The organism is Pseudomonas sp. 43NM1 (assembly GCF_002836905.1).
Lineage (GTDB): Bacteria > Pseudomonadota > Gammaproteobacteria > Pseudomonadales > Pseudomonadaceae > Aquipseudomonas > Aquipseudomonas prosekii.
Window position 1 is genome coordinate 39,148 of sequence record NZ_MKGS01000125.1, and the last position, 15,698, is coordinate 54,845.

18 protein-coding genes are annotated in these 15,698 nt (G+C 60.0%); 9 read left to right on the plus strand and 9 right to left on the minus strand.

From position 1 onward, the window contains the following. Window positions 1–59: 59 nt before the first annotated feature. Together ppnN and BI292_RS11515 are read right to left on the minus strand one after the other, a co-directional pair. The gene (gene ppnN / locus BI292_RS11510) at window positions 60–1,433 is read right to left on the minus strand and encodes a nucleotide 5'-monophosphate nucleosidase PpnN (protein WP_101207945.1); all 1,374 of its coding nucleotides are present in this window, start codon (window positions 1,431–1,433) and stop codon (window positions 60–62) included. Continuing rightward, window positions 1,415–1,651, minus strand: coding sequence for a hypothetical protein (locus BI292_RS11515; protein ID WP_101207946.1), 237 nt, complete (start codon window positions 1,649–1,651; stop codon window positions 1,415–1,417). Before BI292_RS11515 ends, ppnN begins: the two co-directional genes overlap by 19 nt. Between BI292_RS11515 and BI292_RS11520 the strand changes: the two genes are divergently transcribed. Together BI292_RS11520 and BI292_RS11525 are read left to right on the plus strand one after the other, a co-directional pair. Next, on the plus strand, window positions 1,650–2,177 hold the full coding sequence (locus BI292_RS11520; RefSeq protein WP_101207947.1) for a DUF3087 domain-containing protein: 528 nt from the start codon (window positions 1,650–1,652) through the stop codon (window positions 2,175–2,177). The genes BI292_RS11515 and BI292_RS11520 overlap by 2 nt on opposite strands. Window positions 2,178–2,262: 85 nt before the next feature. Further along, window positions 2,263–3,840, plus strand: coding sequence for a diguanylate cyclase (locus tag BI292_RS11525; RefSeq protein WP_101207948.1), 1,578 nt, complete (start codon window positions 2,263–2,265; stop codon window positions 3,838–3,840). A 77-nt stretch (window positions 3,841–3,917) separates the two neighbouring features. Here the strand turns inward: BI292_RS11525 and BI292_RS11530 are convergent, their stop codons facing one another. Beyond that, window positions 3,918–4,292: a DUF2784 domain-containing protein gene (locus tag BI292_RS11530; protein WP_092269488.1), complete on the minus strand. Its 375-nt coding sequence runs from the start codon at window positions 4,290–4,292 to the stop codon at window positions 3,918–3,920. Window positions 4,293–4,429: 137 nt separating this feature from the next. Between BI292_RS11530 and BI292_RS11535 the strand changes: the two genes are divergently transcribed. From BI292_RS11535 to BI292_RS28930, 3 genes are all read left to right on the plus strand, one after another. After that, window positions 4,430–5,128: an AzlC family ABC transporter permease gene (locus BI292_RS11535; protein ID WP_092269484.1), complete on the plus strand. Its 699-nt coding sequence runs from the start codon at window positions 4,430–4,432 to the stop codon at window positions 5,126–5,128. Then, window positions 5,125–5,439: an AzlD domain-containing protein gene (locus tag BI292_RS11540; RefSeq protein ID WP_092269481.1), complete on the plus strand. Its 315-nt coding sequence runs from the start codon at window positions 5,125–5,127 to the stop codon at window positions 5,437–5,439. Before BI292_RS11535 ends, BI292_RS11540 begins: the two co-directional genes overlap by 4 nt. A gap of 64 nt (window positions 5,440–5,503) precedes the next feature. Further along, window positions 5,504–5,662 (plus strand): hypothetical protein, encoded by a 159-nt coding sequence (locus tag BI292_RS28930; protein WP_167370413.1) that lies wholly within the window; start codon window positions 5,504–5,506, stop codon window positions 5,660–5,662. A 318-nt stretch (window positions 5,663–5,980) separates the two neighbouring features. Here BI292_RS28930 and BI292_RS11545 read toward each other — a convergent pair whose 3' ends face one another. The 5 genes from BI292_RS11545 to BI292_RS11570 form a co-directional block, all read right to left on the minus strand. Then, window positions 5,981–6,253, minus strand: a complete 273-nt coding sequence (locus BI292_RS11545; RefSeq protein ID WP_092269478.1) for a hypothetical protein — start codon at window positions 6,251–6,253, stop codon at window positions 5,981–5,983. Window positions 6,254–6,527: 274 nt separating this feature from the next. After that, entirely contained in the window at window positions 6,528–7,208 is a 681-nt protein-coding gene (locus BI292_RS11550; protein ID WP_101207949.1) for an SOS response-associated peptidase family protein, read from the minus strand. A gap of 29 nt (window positions 7,209–7,237) precedes the next feature. Next, on the minus strand, window positions 7,238–7,996 hold the full coding sequence (locus BI292_RS11555) for an ABC transporter ATP-binding protein (RefSeq protein WP_101207950.1): 759 nt from the start codon (window positions 7,994–7,996) through the stop codon (window positions 7,238–7,240). A 2-nt stretch (window positions 7,997–7,998) separates the two neighbouring features. Further along, complete coding sequence (locus BI292_RS11560) at window positions 7,999–8,835, minus strand: ABC transporter permease (protein ID WP_101207951.1); 837 nt, start codon at window positions 8,833–8,835, stop codon at window positions 7,999–8,001. A 132-nt stretch (window positions 8,836–8,967) separates the two neighbouring features. After that, a complete protein-coding gene (locus BI292_RS11570; RefSeq protein WP_101207952.1) occupies window positions 8,968–9,954 on the minus strand; it encodes an aliphatic sulfonate ABC transporter substrate-binding protein in 987 nt (328 codons plus the stop codon). A gap of 297 nt (window positions 9,955–10,251) precedes the next feature. Between BI292_RS11570 and BI292_RS11575 the strand changes: the two genes are divergently transcribed. Both BI292_RS11575 and BI292_RS11580 read left to right on the plus strand, forming a co-directional pair. After that, window positions 10,252–11,211: an ABC transporter substrate-binding protein gene (locus tag BI292_RS11575; RefSeq protein ID WP_101207953.1), complete on the plus strand. Its 960-nt coding sequence runs from the start codon at window positions 10,252–10,254 to the stop codon at window positions 11,209–11,211. Window positions 11,212–11,350: 139 nt separating this feature from the next. After that, complete coding sequence (locus tag BI292_RS11580) at window positions 11,351–12,250, plus strand: polysaccharide deacetylase family protein (protein WP_101207954.1); 900 nt, start codon at window positions 11,351–11,353, stop codon at window positions 12,248–12,250. A 120-nt stretch (window positions 12,251–12,370) separates the two neighbouring features. Here the strand turns inward: BI292_RS11580 and BI292_RS11585 are convergent, their stop codons facing one another. Beyond that, a complete protein-coding gene (locus tag BI292_RS11585; protein ID WP_101207955.1) occupies window positions 12,371–13,255 on the minus strand; it encodes a LysR family transcriptional regulator in 885 nt (294 codons plus the stop codon). A 219-nt stretch (window positions 13,256–13,474) separates the two neighbouring features. Between BI292_RS11585 and catA the strand changes: the two genes are divergently transcribed. Next, window positions 13,475–14,404, plus strand: coding sequence for a catechol 1,2-dioxygenase (gene catA, locus BI292_RS11595; protein WP_101207956.1), 930 nt, complete (start codon window positions 13,475–13,477; stop codon window positions 14,402–14,404). A gap of 278 nt (window positions 14,405–14,682) precedes the next feature. Then, window positions 14,683–15,639, plus strand: coding sequence for an AraC family transcriptional regulator (locus tag BI292_RS11605; protein WP_101207957.1), 957 nt, complete (start codon window positions 14,683–14,685; stop codon window positions 15,637–15,639). Window positions 15,640–15,698 lie beyond the last annotated feature (59 nt).

The window sequence follows — 15,698 nt, forward strand, 5'->3', positions numbered from 1 at the left end:
GACCGCTTTCGCGAGCAAGCTAAGCTCCTACAGGATCTGCGCCACGTCCAAATTAACTGTCAGGCAACCACGCGATAACACGGCACGTACGCCGCGCCGCCCGGCAATTTCATCCGGTGCTGGGCGACGAACGCCTTGAGCAGTTGATCGAGCGGTTGCATCACCGCCACGTCGCCGCGGATTTGATACGGGCCATGTTCCTCGATCAGGCGAATGCCCTTGTCCTTGACGTTGCCGGCGACGATCCCGGAGAACGCGCGGCGCAGGTTGGCCGCCAGTTCGTGGGCCGGCAGGCTGCGGCTCAGTTGCAGGCTGGCCATGTTTTCGTGGGTCGGGTCGAACGGGCGCTGGAAGCCTTCATCGATCTTCAGCAGCCAGTTGAAATGGAACGCGTCGTTGCGTTCGCGGCGGAACTGCTTGACCTCCTTGAGCCCGGCAGTCATCTGCCGCGCCACTTCGGCCGGGTCGTCGATGATGATTTCATAATGCTGCTTGGCCGCTTCACCGAGGGTTGCGCCGACAAACGCATCCAGTTGCTCAAGGTACGGCGCCGCGTGTTTCGGCCCGGTGAGGATGACCGGGAAGGGCAGGCCCTTGTTGTCCGGGTGCATCAAAATGCCGAGCAGGTACAGGAACTCTTCAGCGGTGCCGGCGCCGCCCGGGAAGATGATGATGCCGTGGCCGACGCGGACAAACGCTTCGAGACGCTTTTCGATGTCCGGCAGGATCACCAGCTCATTGACGATCGGGTTCGGTGCTTCGGCCGCGATAATCCCAGGTTCGGTCAGACCGAGGTAACGCCCGCCCTGAATACGCTGTTTGGCGTGAGCGATGGTCGCGCCTTTCATCGGGCCTTTCATCACGCCGGGGCCGCAACCGGTGCAGATGTCGAGGCTGCGCAAGCCCAGTTCATGCCCGACTTTCTTGGTGTATTTGTACTCTTCGGTGTTGATCGAGTGGCCACCCCAGCACACCACAATCTTCGGCTCGACGCCGGGGCGCAGGGTGCGCGCGTTGCGCAGCAGGTGGAACACGTAGTCGCTGATGCCTTGCGAGGTGCTGAGGTCGATGCGCTGGGCGTCGAGTTCGTTTTCGGTGTAGACGATGTCGCGCAGGGCGCTGAAAAGCATTTCCCGGGTGCTGGCGATCATTTCGCCATCGACAAAGGCGTCGGCCGGCGCGTTCAGCAGTTCGAGGCGCACGCCGCGGTCCTGCTGGTGAATGCGGATTTCGAAGTCCTTGTAGGCTTCGAGGATGGTCTTGGCGTTATCAACGTGGGCGCCGGTGTTGAGGATGGCCAGGGCGCACTGGCGGAAAAGGGTATAGGTGCTGCCGGAACCGGCTTCGCTCAGTTGCTGCACTTCACGTTGGGACAGGGTTTCGAGGCTGCCTTTAGGGCTGACGGAAGCGTTGATTACTTGACGTTGGGACATTCAATGATCCTTAAAACGATGCCGTTCAGACAGGAGTAGCGATTGGCATCCGAATAATATGTATCCAGGAAAGAAGATGGCACGAACTGCGGACTCTCGCCACGTCCCGGTTTGACGATGAAAAAATCAAAAGGAGCCCCAGCATAGCTAAATCCCTCGCAGAGGCGATAATGCCCGGCACTCTTTTCGCTCACTGATTCAAGGACGTTCGCCACCATGTTCGAAATCCAGCCGATGAATGCCGAAACCTTCCGCCGCCAGACCCGGCGCAGCACGGTGATCATTGCCCTGATTTTCCTCGCGCTGGCCATGGCGCTGTCGACCGCTGCGGTGACGTTGTTCGGTGAACCCGGCGGCGACAACCTGCGCTTCAACGTCGGCGGGGTGTTTGTCGCGGTGCTGCTGATGGTCGCGTTGATGCGCGGCACGTTCTGGCATCAGCCATGGATGGCGCCGGCGGTCTACGGCTGGCGGCTCAAGCGCAGCCTGATGAGCGTGACCAACGTCATGCACCAGGTAACAGCCGCGGTCGAGGCGGGCGATGCCGATGCGATGAAGCTGCTGCGCTTCTATCATCTCGGGTTGAGCCAGATGCATGAACTGGACGGTAACTCCAGCGATCACGGGCAATTGAACCGCGAAATGGAGCAACACAAAGAACGCATGCAAGCACGGGGCATCGACACTGAACAGACGCACTTGAACCCGGCCTGGCTCGAAGCAGTCAAGCAAACCCCACGCTAACGCCTGCGGCGCAAGGCATCAGCTAGTCTCAGCAGACCAGTGGCGGTCAGGAAGCATCGCCTCTACAGAAAAATCAGGGAATGTCATGGGACAGCCGTCCGTTAAAGTTCGTATCGAAACCCTTCAGCCGACGGCGTCATTGCTCGCCGAACAGCTGCAAGCCAGGCTCAAGGTGCGTTACGCCGTGGTGTTGCTGATCGCGGTGTGTCTGTCGATGACCGCGCTGGCGGTCTGGGAGTCGTGGAATTCGCGGCACTACCACTTGCATGACAAAGAAGTGGCGATGTCCAACCTCGCGCAGACGCTGGCCTCGCAGGCGCAATCGACGATCAAACAGGCCGATACGATGCTGTTCACCCTGGTCGATCGCCTGGAAAAGGACGGCGCGGGCCTGGCACCGTTCAGCCGCGTGCAGCAACTGCTCGTGGCGCAACGCAGCGAGCTGCCGCAGTTGCACGGCTTGTTTGTCTACGACGAAAACGGCCGTTGGCTGGTCAATTCCAACGGCGCGTCCGTTCCGCAATCGAACAACTCTGACCGCGAGTATTTTGTCTTCCACCGCGATCACCCCGAGCGCGGCCCGCACATCGGCCCGTCGATAAAAAGTCGCTCGACCGGTGAATGGATCATGACCGTTTCCAGAAGGATCAATCATCCCGACGGCCGTTTCGCCGGCGTGGCGCTGGCCACCGTGTACCTGAACCATTTCCTGGCGCTGTACGACGGCATCGACATGGGCAAAAACGGCGCGATCAGCCTGATCGCCGACAACGGCAATCTGCAGGTGCGCCGCCCGTTCAATGAAAATGATATCGGCACCAGCGTCGCCAATGGGCCGTTGTTTACGCAGTTGCTGCCGTATGCCAGTTCCGGCACGGCGACGATCAAATCGGTGATCGATGGCGTTGAACGTGTTGTCGGTTTTCGTCGGGTCGAGGGTTATCCGCTGGTCGTTTCGGCGGCGCTGAACAAGCAAGAAGTGCTGACCGCCTGGCGCCAGGAATCGTTGAACAGTGCGACCATCGTCGCGCTGCTGCTGGGGGTCCTCGGCACACTCGGTTATCGGCTGATCCGCGTGATGAAGCAGCAAAACCGCGTGCAGAACGAATTGCTCGAAGCCCAGGAAAAACTTCTCGAGATCAATCACAGCCTCGAACTGCTGGCGCTGGAAGATGCGCTGACCGGGCTGGCCAATCGACGCCAGTTCGATCTGTTCATGATTGCCGAGATGGGCCGCGCGCGGCGCAGCCAGAGCATGTTGGCGATGCTGATGATCGACGTCGATCACTTCAAGCTGTTCAACGATCACTACGGACATGTGGCGGGCGACGAATGTTTGCGCAGGATCAGCGCGATCATCATCGAGAGCATCCAGCGCCCCGGCGATCTGGCGGTGCGTTATGGCGGCGAAGAATTTGCCGTGGTGTTGCCCGGCACCGACTATGTCGGCGCGTTTCTGGTCGCCGAAAAAATCCGCCGCGCGGTGCAGCAGGCCGGCATCGTCCACAGCGAAGGGATTGAGGGCGTGGTGACGGTCAGTGTGGGGGTTTGCGCTTATGATCCGGCCTCGCAAGCCAAGGCGGATGACTTGATCGGCGCGGCGGACAAGGCGATGTACGTGGCCAAGGCGAGCGGGCGCAATATGAGTGTGATTGCCAATTGATCGGCTGAAATCTGCGGACTGCTGCGCAGTCCAGCGCCAGCAAGCTCGCTCGCCACAGTAGGTGGGTGGTTTGCGCTTCAGGTGGCGCGACGGAGTTTCCAGAGGCGGATCAGGCGCGCGTAGACCAGCACGTTGACCGCCAGCACGATGCTGCCGAGCCCGAGTTGAATGGTCGGGGTCAGCCCGGCCGGGTAGATGATCGGCAATACGTAATGTTCGATGAAGCCGCCGCCATACACGGTTTGCCCGGCCGCTTCGCGCATCAGGTTTTCCCAATAGGTCAGCGGGCAGGTCAGGTGAAACACCTCGACGATCACGCCCCACGTCGCAGCGGGCAGGTGCCACCAGACCAGGTGATGCCATTTGAGCACCAGCAGTCCGCCGAATAGCACGAACAAAATGAACAACAAGTGAAACAGCACCAGCCCGTCGGCGGCGATTCGGTAAAGCATGTCGGCTCCCTGACTTTTCAAGTGAATGGCGCCATGTTACTCGGCTGCGGCGTCGCGCTCCAGATGGGCAAAATTGTGCATGCCTTCGAGCCCGACTGCTGGCACAGTTGGCGGTCAATTCATCGGTGAAGCGTGTTATGTCCAACTCACATTTGCCGCGCAGCGCGTTTTTGCGTGGCGCGGCGGCGATCATGCCGTTGTCCCTGGCCACCGCGCCGTGGGGATTGCTCGCCGGTTCGATGGCCATCGAGGCCAACCTCACGCCGCTGCAAGGTCAGGGCTTGTCGAGCATCGTGTTTGCCGGCGCCGCACAATTGGTCGCGATCGGCATGCTCAAGGGCGGCGCCGGGGTCTTTTCGATTCTGCTGACGACGTTGCTGCTGACCTCGCAGCATTTGCTCTATGGCATGAGCATGCGTTCAGTGATTTCGCCGCTGCCGGGGCGCTGGCGCGTGGGATTGGGCTTTTTGCTCACTGATGAGTTGTTTGCGTTGACCAGTCAGCACGACAAACAGCAGTTCAATCGCTGGTATGCGCTGGGCGTCGGCCTGACGTTTTATATCGCCTGGAACCTCTTCACCCTGGCCGGGATCGTCCTCGGCAGCAGCATTCCGGGGCTTGAGCATCTGGGCCTGGATTTCTCGATTGCCGCGACGTTTATCGCGCTGATCACGCCGGTGGTGCGCAACGTGCCAACGGTGGTCTGCGTGGCGGTGTCGCTGTTCTGCTCGGTGTTGTTCAGTTATTGGCAATGGGGCTCGGCGCTGGTGCTGTCGGGGCTGGCCGGGATGACCGCCGGGTTTATCTGCAACAAACTGTATTTGGAGCGCACATGATGGTCTGGGCGGTGATTATCGGCATGGGCGTGTTGGTGTTTCTCAATCGCTACGTGTTCCTCGAACCGCGCTTGCCGCTGCGCTTGAGCAGCAACGCGCGGCAGTTTCTCGGCTTCGCGGTGCCGGGCATGCTCACGGCGATTTGCGGGCCGATTGTGTTTATGCCGGAGAAACAGCTGAACTTGCAGTGGGACAACCCGTATTTGCTCAGCTCGCTGGTGGCCGTGGGCCTAGTGATCTGGACCCGCAGTACGCTGATCAGCATGTTGCTGAGCATGGGATTCTTCTTTTTGCTGCGCTGGTGGCTGTGAGCCGAAAGCGCGCCAGTGATCTACGCTTGGAGGAGATTTGATCCCTTGAACAAGCGAGGTGCGCATGGCCAATGAACCCGGGCAACCGGATCTGCAAGAAGACACCGACCAACCCAGCCACGAAGAAATCGAGCGCCAGCGCCGTTCGAGGCCAGACTGGAAACACCCCGATGACGGCAAAGAACTGTCCGACCGCGACATCGAAATCCCGCTGAAACCCTGAACACCACAACCCCCTGTGGGAGCCGAGCTTGCTCGCGATAGCGGTCGTCCAGTCGCTGAAGATGTCGCGGCTGCTGGCCCCTTCGCGAGCAAGCTCAGCTCCTACAGTTCCCGCGGCGTGCCCGGGTTTTGTGACCACCCAAAAACTGTCGTGTCCGAATTTTGTGACCACGACAATCCCCTGTGGGAGCCGAGCTTGCTCGCGATAGCGGTCGTTCAGGCGCTGAAGATGTTGCGGCTGCCGGCCCCTTCGCGAGCAAGCTCAGCTCCTACAGTTTCGGGGGCGTGCCCGGATGTTGTGACCACCACAACAGGTCTTTCAGGCATCTTCCATCTGCGGGAAATCCGGGTGCGCGGTGCGGTAGCCGAGGGTCTTGTCGATCCACGCGTTGACTTCATTGACCATCACTGGCGCCTTGCCCGGATAGTTTTTCAGCGTGGCCCGCAGAACATTCTCGATATCCGCGACTGAGTGCAGGTTTCGGGTTTTTATGTAATTGCCGATAAAACAATTGAGTTGCAAGTGTTCTGTCATTGAAAGATAGACACACTCCAGCCCATCGACTTGATTGTTTGCAAAATCGTCGCGCAACTTAGTTCTCTGCAGGTGTGTAAAAGTTGTAGGAATTTCCTTGATTGTTGACTCATCGGTCAACTGGGAATGCTTATGGAAATGCGGCGCGCATGCTAGCTGTAGCGGGGCGAAATGTATGTATGACGATCGGAATGTCAGACAAGCGGTTGTGCGGCAAACAGCCGCACTAAAATAAGTGTCTCGCGCTTGAAACACTGTATGTAACGTTTGCGCGGCGAAGTTGTATAGGCAACTTGTTGGTGTGAGTAATAGTTAAATCAGGACGCGCGCGTCAAACTAAGGGCTGAATAATACTGGCACCTTGGTTTCGGACATTTCCTACAGCTTTGCCTACTTTGTACCACTCAAAAGATTCGCTGCTTTCGCCCTCAAACAAGACCATTTGCTCGGCGCGCTCCTTGGGCGTCGCCGGGTCGAGCCATTCGCGGGCCAACTCCGCCGACAGCACCACCGGCCGCCGATCATGCACATCAAGCAAGCCTCCGGCAGCGTCCGCGGTAATGATCACAAAACCATCACCGTCCCGTGGTTCGCCACCCGCCACAGGAAACTGCCCAATCGCCGCGCAATAAATCGGCGTGTGATCGCGGTGCCGAATCAGCCACGGCTGGCGCGTCGAATCGCCGGCGTCGACCCATTCAAACCAATTATCGACAGGACAGATCGCCCGGTTCGGCCATATCGAGCGGAAAAAAGCCCCCTGCGCGACTTTCTCGACACGCGCATTGATCGGTGCCGCGCGATCCTTGGCCCAGTGTGGTCGCCAGCCCCAACGCACGTTGTCGGCATGCAAGCCGTCATTTTGCTGATGAAACAGCGCCAGTTGCGTGGTCGGCGCGGCGTTGTACCGGGCCAACGGCTGATCGCCAACGTGATTGATCAGCGCGTCGGGAATGCTCAACACCGCGACAAAATCGTGAATACCCCGGTACTGCGTCAGTCGTCCACACATTGGCGAAATCTCCTACAGGAGATTTCAGCTTAGATGACATGTGCGCGTTGCAACTCGGTCAGCGACAAAGCCTTGAGTTGTGCGAGCAACGGATCGCGGCGATCGCGCGGATGCGCCAGTTGCACCGCCAATTCCTGGCGAATGCTGCTCGGCCGGTTGTCCATTACCAGCACGCGGTCACTGAGGTACAGCGCTTCATCGACATCGTGGGTGACCAGCAGTAATGCGATTGCGTGGCGCTCGGCCAGTTGCAGCAACAAGTCCTGGAGTTTCATCCGTGTGAAGGCGTCCACCGCGCTGAACGGTTCATCGAGCAGCAACACCTGCGGCCGCGAATATAAACCGCGCGCAATCGCCACCCGTTGCGCCATGCCGCCGGACAAGGCTTTGGGCAGCGCCTGGGCAAACCCGCCGAGGCCGACTTCGTCGATCAATTGCGCGACCCAGGCCTTGTCGTACTGCTTGTCGGCGCTGAAACCGATGTTTTGCTCGACCGTCAGCCACGGCATCAGGCGCGGTTCCTGAAACACAAACGCGACTTCTCCGGCATGGTTAGTCAGTTCGCCCTGAAAGTCCTTTTCCAGCCCGGCGACAATTCGCAGCAAGGTGCTTTTGCCACAACCGCTGGGGCGGAGCAGGCTCACGGTTTCGCGGGGTTTGAGCTGCAGATGAATGTTGTTGAGAACAACGTTGTTGAGGGCAGTGTTGTTGAGAGCACTATTGTTGAGGTCGGTGGCGCTAGCGAAGCTTTTGCGCTCCACGCGGATGTCCAGCAAGTGTGCGGTCATGCTTATTCCCCTGCATTTTGGCCGTTGAAAGTGTCGCGCCAGGCGAGGAAACGTCTTTCCAGGCTGGCGAGAATGCCGTCGCTGAATTTGCCGAGAATCGCCAGCACGATGATCGCCGCCAACACGATGTCCGGGCGCGAAGTCTCGCGGCCGTCGCTGAGCAAATAGCCGAGGCCTTTGGTGGCGGCGATCAGTTCGGCAGCCACCAGAAACATCCACGCTAGGCTCATGCCACTGCGCAGCCCGGTGAACAGGCCGGGCAGGGCGGCGGGCAGGAGGATGCGGCGGACCAGCCGCGCTCGGCTGAATCCGTACATTTGCCCGACTTCCACCAGTTTGCGGTCGATGTCACGAATCGCCGCGACGCCGTTGAGGTACACCGGGAAAAACGCGCCGATGGCAATCAGGACGATTTTCGAGGTTTCGTCGATACCCACCCACAGCAGCAACAGCGGCACCCACGCCAGGCTCGGGATCGAGCGCAGGCCGGCGAATGTCGGTTCCAGATAGGCTTCGGCTTCGCGGCTCAAACCGACCCACGCGGCGAATACCAGCGCCAGGCTGGCGCCGATGGCAAAACCGAGCAAAACCCGCAACAGACTGGCGCTGATGTGTTTCCACAGCGCGCCGTCGGCCAGTTCGCCGAGGGTCAGCGCCACTTCGCTGGGGGCGGGCATCTGGTAGGACGGAAGCCAGCCGATGCGTACGACAAATTCCAGCACGAAGACGATCGCAAGCGGCAGGGCCAGGCCTTTGAGGCGCAATTTCCAGGCATTGCTCAGGCGTTTCGGCGCGGAGAGTGCGAGGTGGGCGGGCAGGGATTTGCTTTTGCTGGTCATGAGTCCTCCACATCAATGCCCCTTTTGTGTAGGAGCGAGGCTTGCCCGCGAAGAACGATTACGTGGTCTTTCAGCAAGACCGATCTGACTTCTATGCGGGCAAGCCTCGCTCCTACGGGGGGGTGGTGTTTGTTATTGACGGGCGACGGTTTGTTTAAAGCCGGTGTCGATCAGTTGATCGATCACCTGATCGACATTCACCCCGCGCCGCACCAGTTCTTCGGACACCAGGATCGGCGCCGCAGCTTTGGACGCGAGCACGTCCTTGGCGCTCAATTGCGGGGTGCTGAGGTCAGTGCGCGACAATTGCAGCTTGGCCACTTCTAGCGGCAGGCCGGATTCGGTGGCGAGCAGTTTTGCCAGTTCTTCCGGGTTCTTCACCGCCCATTCCCGCGCCTGTTCGTAGGCGTTGAGCACGGTTTCGATGGTTTTCGGATGCTCCTTGGCATAGCTGTCGGTGACGCTGACCACGCCATAACTATTGAAGTCGGTGTTGCGGTAAAGCAAACGCGGACCGGCCTGGACCTGACTCGCCGCCATGTGCGGATCCAGTCCGGCCCAGGCATCGACATCACCTTTTTCCAGCGCGGTGCGGCCGTCCGGGTGCTGCAAGTGCACCAGTTCGACGTCGTCCTTGCTCAGGCCGGCCTGTTGCAGACTACGCAAAGTAAACAGGTACGGATCGGTGCCTTTGGTCGCGGCGATTTTCTTGCCCTTCAGGTCGGCCACGGTTTTGTACGGTGAATCCTTGCGCACGACCAACGCGGTCCATTCGGCGCGGCTGTAGACGTAAACAGACTTGATCGGGCTGCCATTGGCGCGGCTCAGCACCGCGGCGAGGCTGGCGGAGGAGGCAAAATCGACGCCGCCGCTGTTCAGATATTCCAGCGAGCGGTTGCTGCCCTGGCTTAACACCCAGCCGACTTTCGTCTGCGGCAGGGCTTTTTCGAGGAAGCCGAAATGCTTGAGTACCAGGCTCACCGGCGAGTAATAGGCGTAATCCAGATGCACTTCGGCCGGCGCGGTGTCGGCGGCATGGGCCAAGGGTTGCAGGCTGAAAGCGATGGCGACGGCGCTGAGCAAGTGCCTGGCGTTGGGAAAACGGAAGAGGAATTTCATGGGCACAGCTCCAGGCGAGGCGATTGAATTCTTATGTCCTGATGAATGGTTGTTAGCGATGCGTCCTGCATATAAGGAATATTGCAGGCTCTGTGCCATGTCCGCTGAATCCAGCGTTTTCCACACTTCAGGCCTTTGGAGAACGGAGGGCGGTGAACACGGACAAACAGTCTGTTGAACCGCTGTTGCCAGGCAAACAGAGACCGCAGCCGATCATTAGCTTATGCATAAAAAGAATTTAAAAGCCGCTCAGTAAGAGCGTTATGGTCTATCGAAATAACACCCCCGGAGCTTTCGATGAACCTGTCCCGATCCCTGCGCAGTCTGCTGAGCTGCGCCTTGTTTTCTGCGACGTTGCTTGCACCCTTCGCCTACGCGGCTGAATCGGTAGTCCTGCACGTTGGCGATCAGAATTACTACAACGTGCGCGCCTCGGTGGAAGCGTCGGGCGTGCTCGAAGGCGCGCCTTACACCGTCGACTGGAAACACTTCCAGGCCGCCGCGCCATTGGCCGAAGCGCTGAATACGGGCGCACTGGATTTGGGTTTTCTCGGCGATTCGGGTTTTCTGTTCCTCGCCGCCAAGCAGGCGCCGGTGAAGCTGATCGGCGTGTCGCGGCAAAACCCCGACACCATTGCGTTGCTGGTGCCCAAGGATTCACCGGTGAAAACCATTGCCGATTTGAAGGGTAAAAAAGTCGCTTACTGGCCCGGTGCATGGAGTCAGCAATTGACCTTGCGCGCGTTGGAGCAGGCCGGGTTGCCGGAGAACTACGTCGACTTCATCAAGTTGATGCCGATTGATGCTGCGGCGGCGTTACCGCAGGGCAGCATCGATGCGTTCCCGGTGTGGGAACCGTACATCTCGCAACAAATCCTCTTTTCCGGCGCCCGGCCGATTCTTACCGCGAAGAACCTGATGCCTGGTCTCAGCGCGATTGCTGCTTCAACGCCAGCAATCGACAGCAAACGTGAAGCCATCGCCGATTTTCTCGGGCGCCTGAAGAAGGCCCGGGCCTGGGTCGATAACCACACCGATGAATACGCCGACCTCTGGGCGAAGAAGGCCAACCTCGATCAGAACGTTTCGCGTCACTGGTTGCGCCAGGCGCACATGACCGTCGGCCCGGTGGATCAGCAAGCCGCCGCCGATCTGCAAAGCACTGCGGATTTCCTGTTCAAGGTCAAGGCGCTGCCGGCCGCGTTGGCCACCGCGCCGATCATCGATCACTCGTTTGAACAGGCGCTGACACACTAATCCGGGAGCGCGCAACGCCAACACTGTGTAACCTTGCCCGACTTTGCGCGCGCAACGACATGCGGGCCGAGTGGAGGATCACCGGGCGAGGGTTTTGCCATTAACGTGATGACCGCAATGGTCGGGCCCAAGGCAAAACATGACACAGCTGTTCAGGATTCTCTCGCTGCTCGCGGTGGCTATCGGACTGACCGGTTGCATCTCGGCGCCGATCGAAATGACCGCGCAGACCCAGCAACGCTTGCAGGCACAGGCGCCGATTCGGTTTCTGCTGACATTCGACGACGGCCCCAGTGCCTCAAGTTTCTGGAACCCGACCGAGACCGTGCTGGACGGCCTTGCCGAGAATCCGCTGCAAGCGAATATCAAAGCGGTATTTTTCGTCCAGACCGGCGCGCCGCGTGCCGGCGACAGCGACATTGGCCGGCGCGTCATGCAGCGCGAGCATGCCGAGGGCCACATCCTCGGTTTTCACACCGCCACCCATTGGCACACCAACCATCGCTGGCTCAGCCCGCAAGACCTCGAACAGACTTTGAGCCAAGGCGCGGCGGCTATCGCCGCGATCAGTGGCACGCCGCCGACTCTGCTGCGGCCGCCGTTCTGGAATTACGACGCGCGCACTTTCGCCGCGTATAAACGCCACGGCATGCACGTGCTGCTGACCGACGTCAGCGCCAATGACGGCAAGATCTGGGGGTTCAACGCCAGTCCACGACGCCGGGCCAACATGTTGCTGCAATTGTCGGAAGTCCGCGAACGCATCGCCCGCGGCGAATTGCCCACGGTCGACGGCGTGATTCCGGTGGTGGTGACCTTCCACGACCTCAATCGCTACACCGCTCGGCATACCCGCGAATACCTGCAAATCCTCCTCGACAGCGCCCGCGAGACCGGCGTGAAAACTGCGCCGAAACCGTTTTACGACGATCAGCAGCAATTGCTCGAAGCGGCGCTGGCCCGCACCGTCAGCGAAAGCGCGGAGCCGGTGCAATTGCCGGGGATCTGGAACTGGCTGTGGGATGGCGATTCCCACTGACTGAAACACAAAACCTGTGGAAGCGAGCCTGCTCGTGATGGTTGTTCAGCATCCAATATCAGCGTTGGCTGACAGTGCGCAATCGCCAGCAGGCTCACTCCTGCAAGGGTCGCGGCGTGATCACTCGTGAGGCAGCAACTCTTCAATCATCCGCAAACAATGGCTCAGCCCCGGCGACACATCGCCGACTCGGCGGCTGAGGATGATCGGCGAGGTAGCGTTTTCTTCCAGCAGCGGGGTGAAACCGATGTCGTCGCGGTGCAGCAGTTGCACCGAGGCTGGCACCAGGGTGACGCCGATGCCGGGGCCGACCAGACCGATCGCGGTTTGCAGTTCGTTGGTCCACTGCGCGACATGGATGCTCACGCCGCAGGATTCGAACAGCGCGATGACGTGGTCGGCGTAGCTCGGGCGCGGGTTGCCGGGGTACAGCACAAAAGGCTCTTTCGCCAGTTCGCGCAGGCTGATCGGCCCGGCCAGCAGCGGATGCCCGGCGGGCAGGGCGGCGACCAGGCGGTCTTCGGTCAAAACTGTCTGGATGATCGCCGGGTCGTCGATGCGAATGCGCCCGAAACCGATATCAATGCGTCCGGCCTTCAACGCTTGCACTTGTTGCAGCGTGGTCATTTCCGACAAGCCCAGTTCCAGCTCAAGGTATTCGGGATTGCGTAAACGGCGGATCAGTTCCGGCAGCACGCCGTACAGCGTCGACGGCGCAAAACCGATGCCGAGCCAGGTCTTTTCGCCTAGGCCGATGCGGCGGGTGTTGTCGCAGACCTTGGCCAGTTGCTCGAGCAGCGCGCTCGAATGCTCGTGAAAAAACCGTCCGGCCTCGGTCAACTTCAGCGGCCGCCCGCGTTCCAGTAACTGCACGCCGAGTTCGTCTTCCAATTGCTGGATCTGCCGACTCAGCGGCGGCTGCGCAATGTGCAGTTGTTCAGCGGCACGGGTGAAGTTGAGAGTGCGGGCCACTACCTGAAAATAACGCAGGTGACGCAGTTCCATGAAACCTCCAGATACTGATTCGGTAGATACCTTTAAGGTATCAAGCCAGACCAATTCTATATTGGCCGCCCGGAAAAAGCCGTACGAGAATCGGTTGCAGAAGCTCAAGAACCTGACGGGTATCGACAGGCGTGAATTATGGCTTCGATTCGCGAGGATGACCGCTGAACCCAGCCTGTCCAGTTCGCCACCATAATAAAGACAAGAGGAGGAAACCTGATGAACGTGAAAATTTCCCACACTGCCAGCGCCCAGAAGTTTCTCGAAAAGGCCAGCGGCCTGCTCAACGAGGCCGGTGATCCACGGGTCAAGTCGCTGGTTTACCGGATCCTGCGTGATTCGGTGAACATCATCGAAGACCTCGCGGTAACCCCGGAAGAGTTCTGGAAAGCGGTGAATTATCTGAACGTGCTCGGCGCGCGTCAGGAAGCCGGATTGCTGGTTGCCGGGATCGGCCTGGAACATTATCTCGACCTGTTGATGGACGCCGAAGACGAGCAGGCCGGCAAGGCTGGCGGCACGCCGCGGACCATTGAAGGGCCGCTGTACGTGGCGGGCGCGCCGCTGGTTGAAGGCGAGGCGCGACTCGATGATGGCGTTGATCCGGGCGTGGTGCTGTTCATGCAGGGCCAGGTGCGCAACACCGCCGGCGAGCCACTTGCCGGGGCGGTGGTGGACGTCTGGCACGCCAATACCGGCGGCACTTATTCGTATTTCGATACCACGCAATCGGAGTTCAACTTGCGTCGGCGCATTGTCACCGATGCCGCTGGCCGTTACCGTTTGCGCAGCATTGTGCCGTCGGGCTACGGTTGCCCGCCGGACGGTCCGACTCAGCAACTGCTCGATCAGCTCGGCCGTCACGGTCAGCGCCCGGCGCATATTCACTTCTTCATTTCGGCGGCGGATCATCGGCACCTGACCACGCAGATCAACCTCGACGGCGACCAATACCTGCACGACGATTTCGCCTACGCGACTCGCGACGAACTGATCGCCCACATCACTTTCAGCGACGACCAGCAGCGCGCGGCGGCGCACGGCATCAGCGGCCGGTTTGCCGAAATCGACTTCGATTTCACCCTGCAAACCTCCGCACAACCGCAAGAGCAAGAGCGCCCCGAGCGCGTTCGCGCCCTCGAAGACTGATCCACATCACCCTGTAGGAGTGAGCCTGCTCGCGATAGCGCAATCAGCTTCAACATCACCGCTGACTGACACACCGCTATCGCGAGCAAGCTCGCTCCCACAAGGGCTGACCCAAATAACCTGTAGGAGTGAGCCTGCTCGCGATGGCGTATTCAGCTTCAACATCACCGTTGGCTGACAGTCCGCTATCGCGAGCAGGCTCACTCCTACAGGGGGTTGTGGTGGGTCAGGGTTTTGCCATGATGCGACCCCATAAAAACAATGAGAGTGACGCGACCATGCAAGCGCAACTGTTGAGTCAGCGCAGCCGAGTGTTCGAGCAGGCCGACCCTTACGCGGTGTCGGGCTACGTCAATCAGCATGTCGGCAATCATTGCCTGCTGATGCCGCGCGCCGGGCGGCCGCTGGCCAGTCTCGACCATCGCAAATTCGCCAGCCTCGACCTGTGCCGCATCAGTTACGGCGCCAGCGTGCGCGTGACCTCCGGCGCGCTGGAAAGCGTTTATCACCTGCAAGTGCTGCTGCGCGGCCATTGCCTGTGGCGCGGGCACGGCGATGAACATTACTTCGAGCCCGGCGAGCTGCTGCTGATCAATCCTGACGATCCGGTGGACCTGACATATTCCGACGATTGCGAAAAATTCATCCTCAAAGTCCCCAGCCGCTTGCTTGAGTCGGTGTGTGACGAGCAGCGCTGGCGCTATCCGGGGCAGGGCGTGCGGTTTTTGCAAAACCGTTATCAGCTCAATCAACTTGAAGGGTTTGTCAGCCTGTTGGCGATGATTTGCCAGGAGGCGGAAGCCGCCGAGCCGATGCCCAAGGTCCACGAGCATTACGCGCAGATTATCGTCAGCAAGATGCTTGGCTTGATGCAGACCAACGTCAGCCGCAGCAGCCTCAGTGCGCCGGCGGCGACGTTCGAGGTGATTGCCGATTACATCGCGCGCCACCTCAAGCACGACATCGACAGCGAAGAACTGGCGCGTCAGGCGCGGATGAGCCTGCGTTCGCTGTACGGTCTGTTCGAACGCCACGCCGGGGCCTCGCCGCAGCATTACATCCGGCGCAAACGCCTGGAACGGGTCTACGCCTGCCTCAGCGACCCGACCTGCAACGTGCGCAACGTCACCGAAGTGGCGATGGATTATGGCTTCCTGCACCTCGGGCGATTCTCCGACAGCTACCGCAAACAGTTCGGCGAACTGCCGTCGGACACCCTCAAGCGCCGACACTGAACCTGCGCAGCCCCGTAGCAACCCCCGTAGCAGCTGCTACAAAACCTGGCTGCTACAAA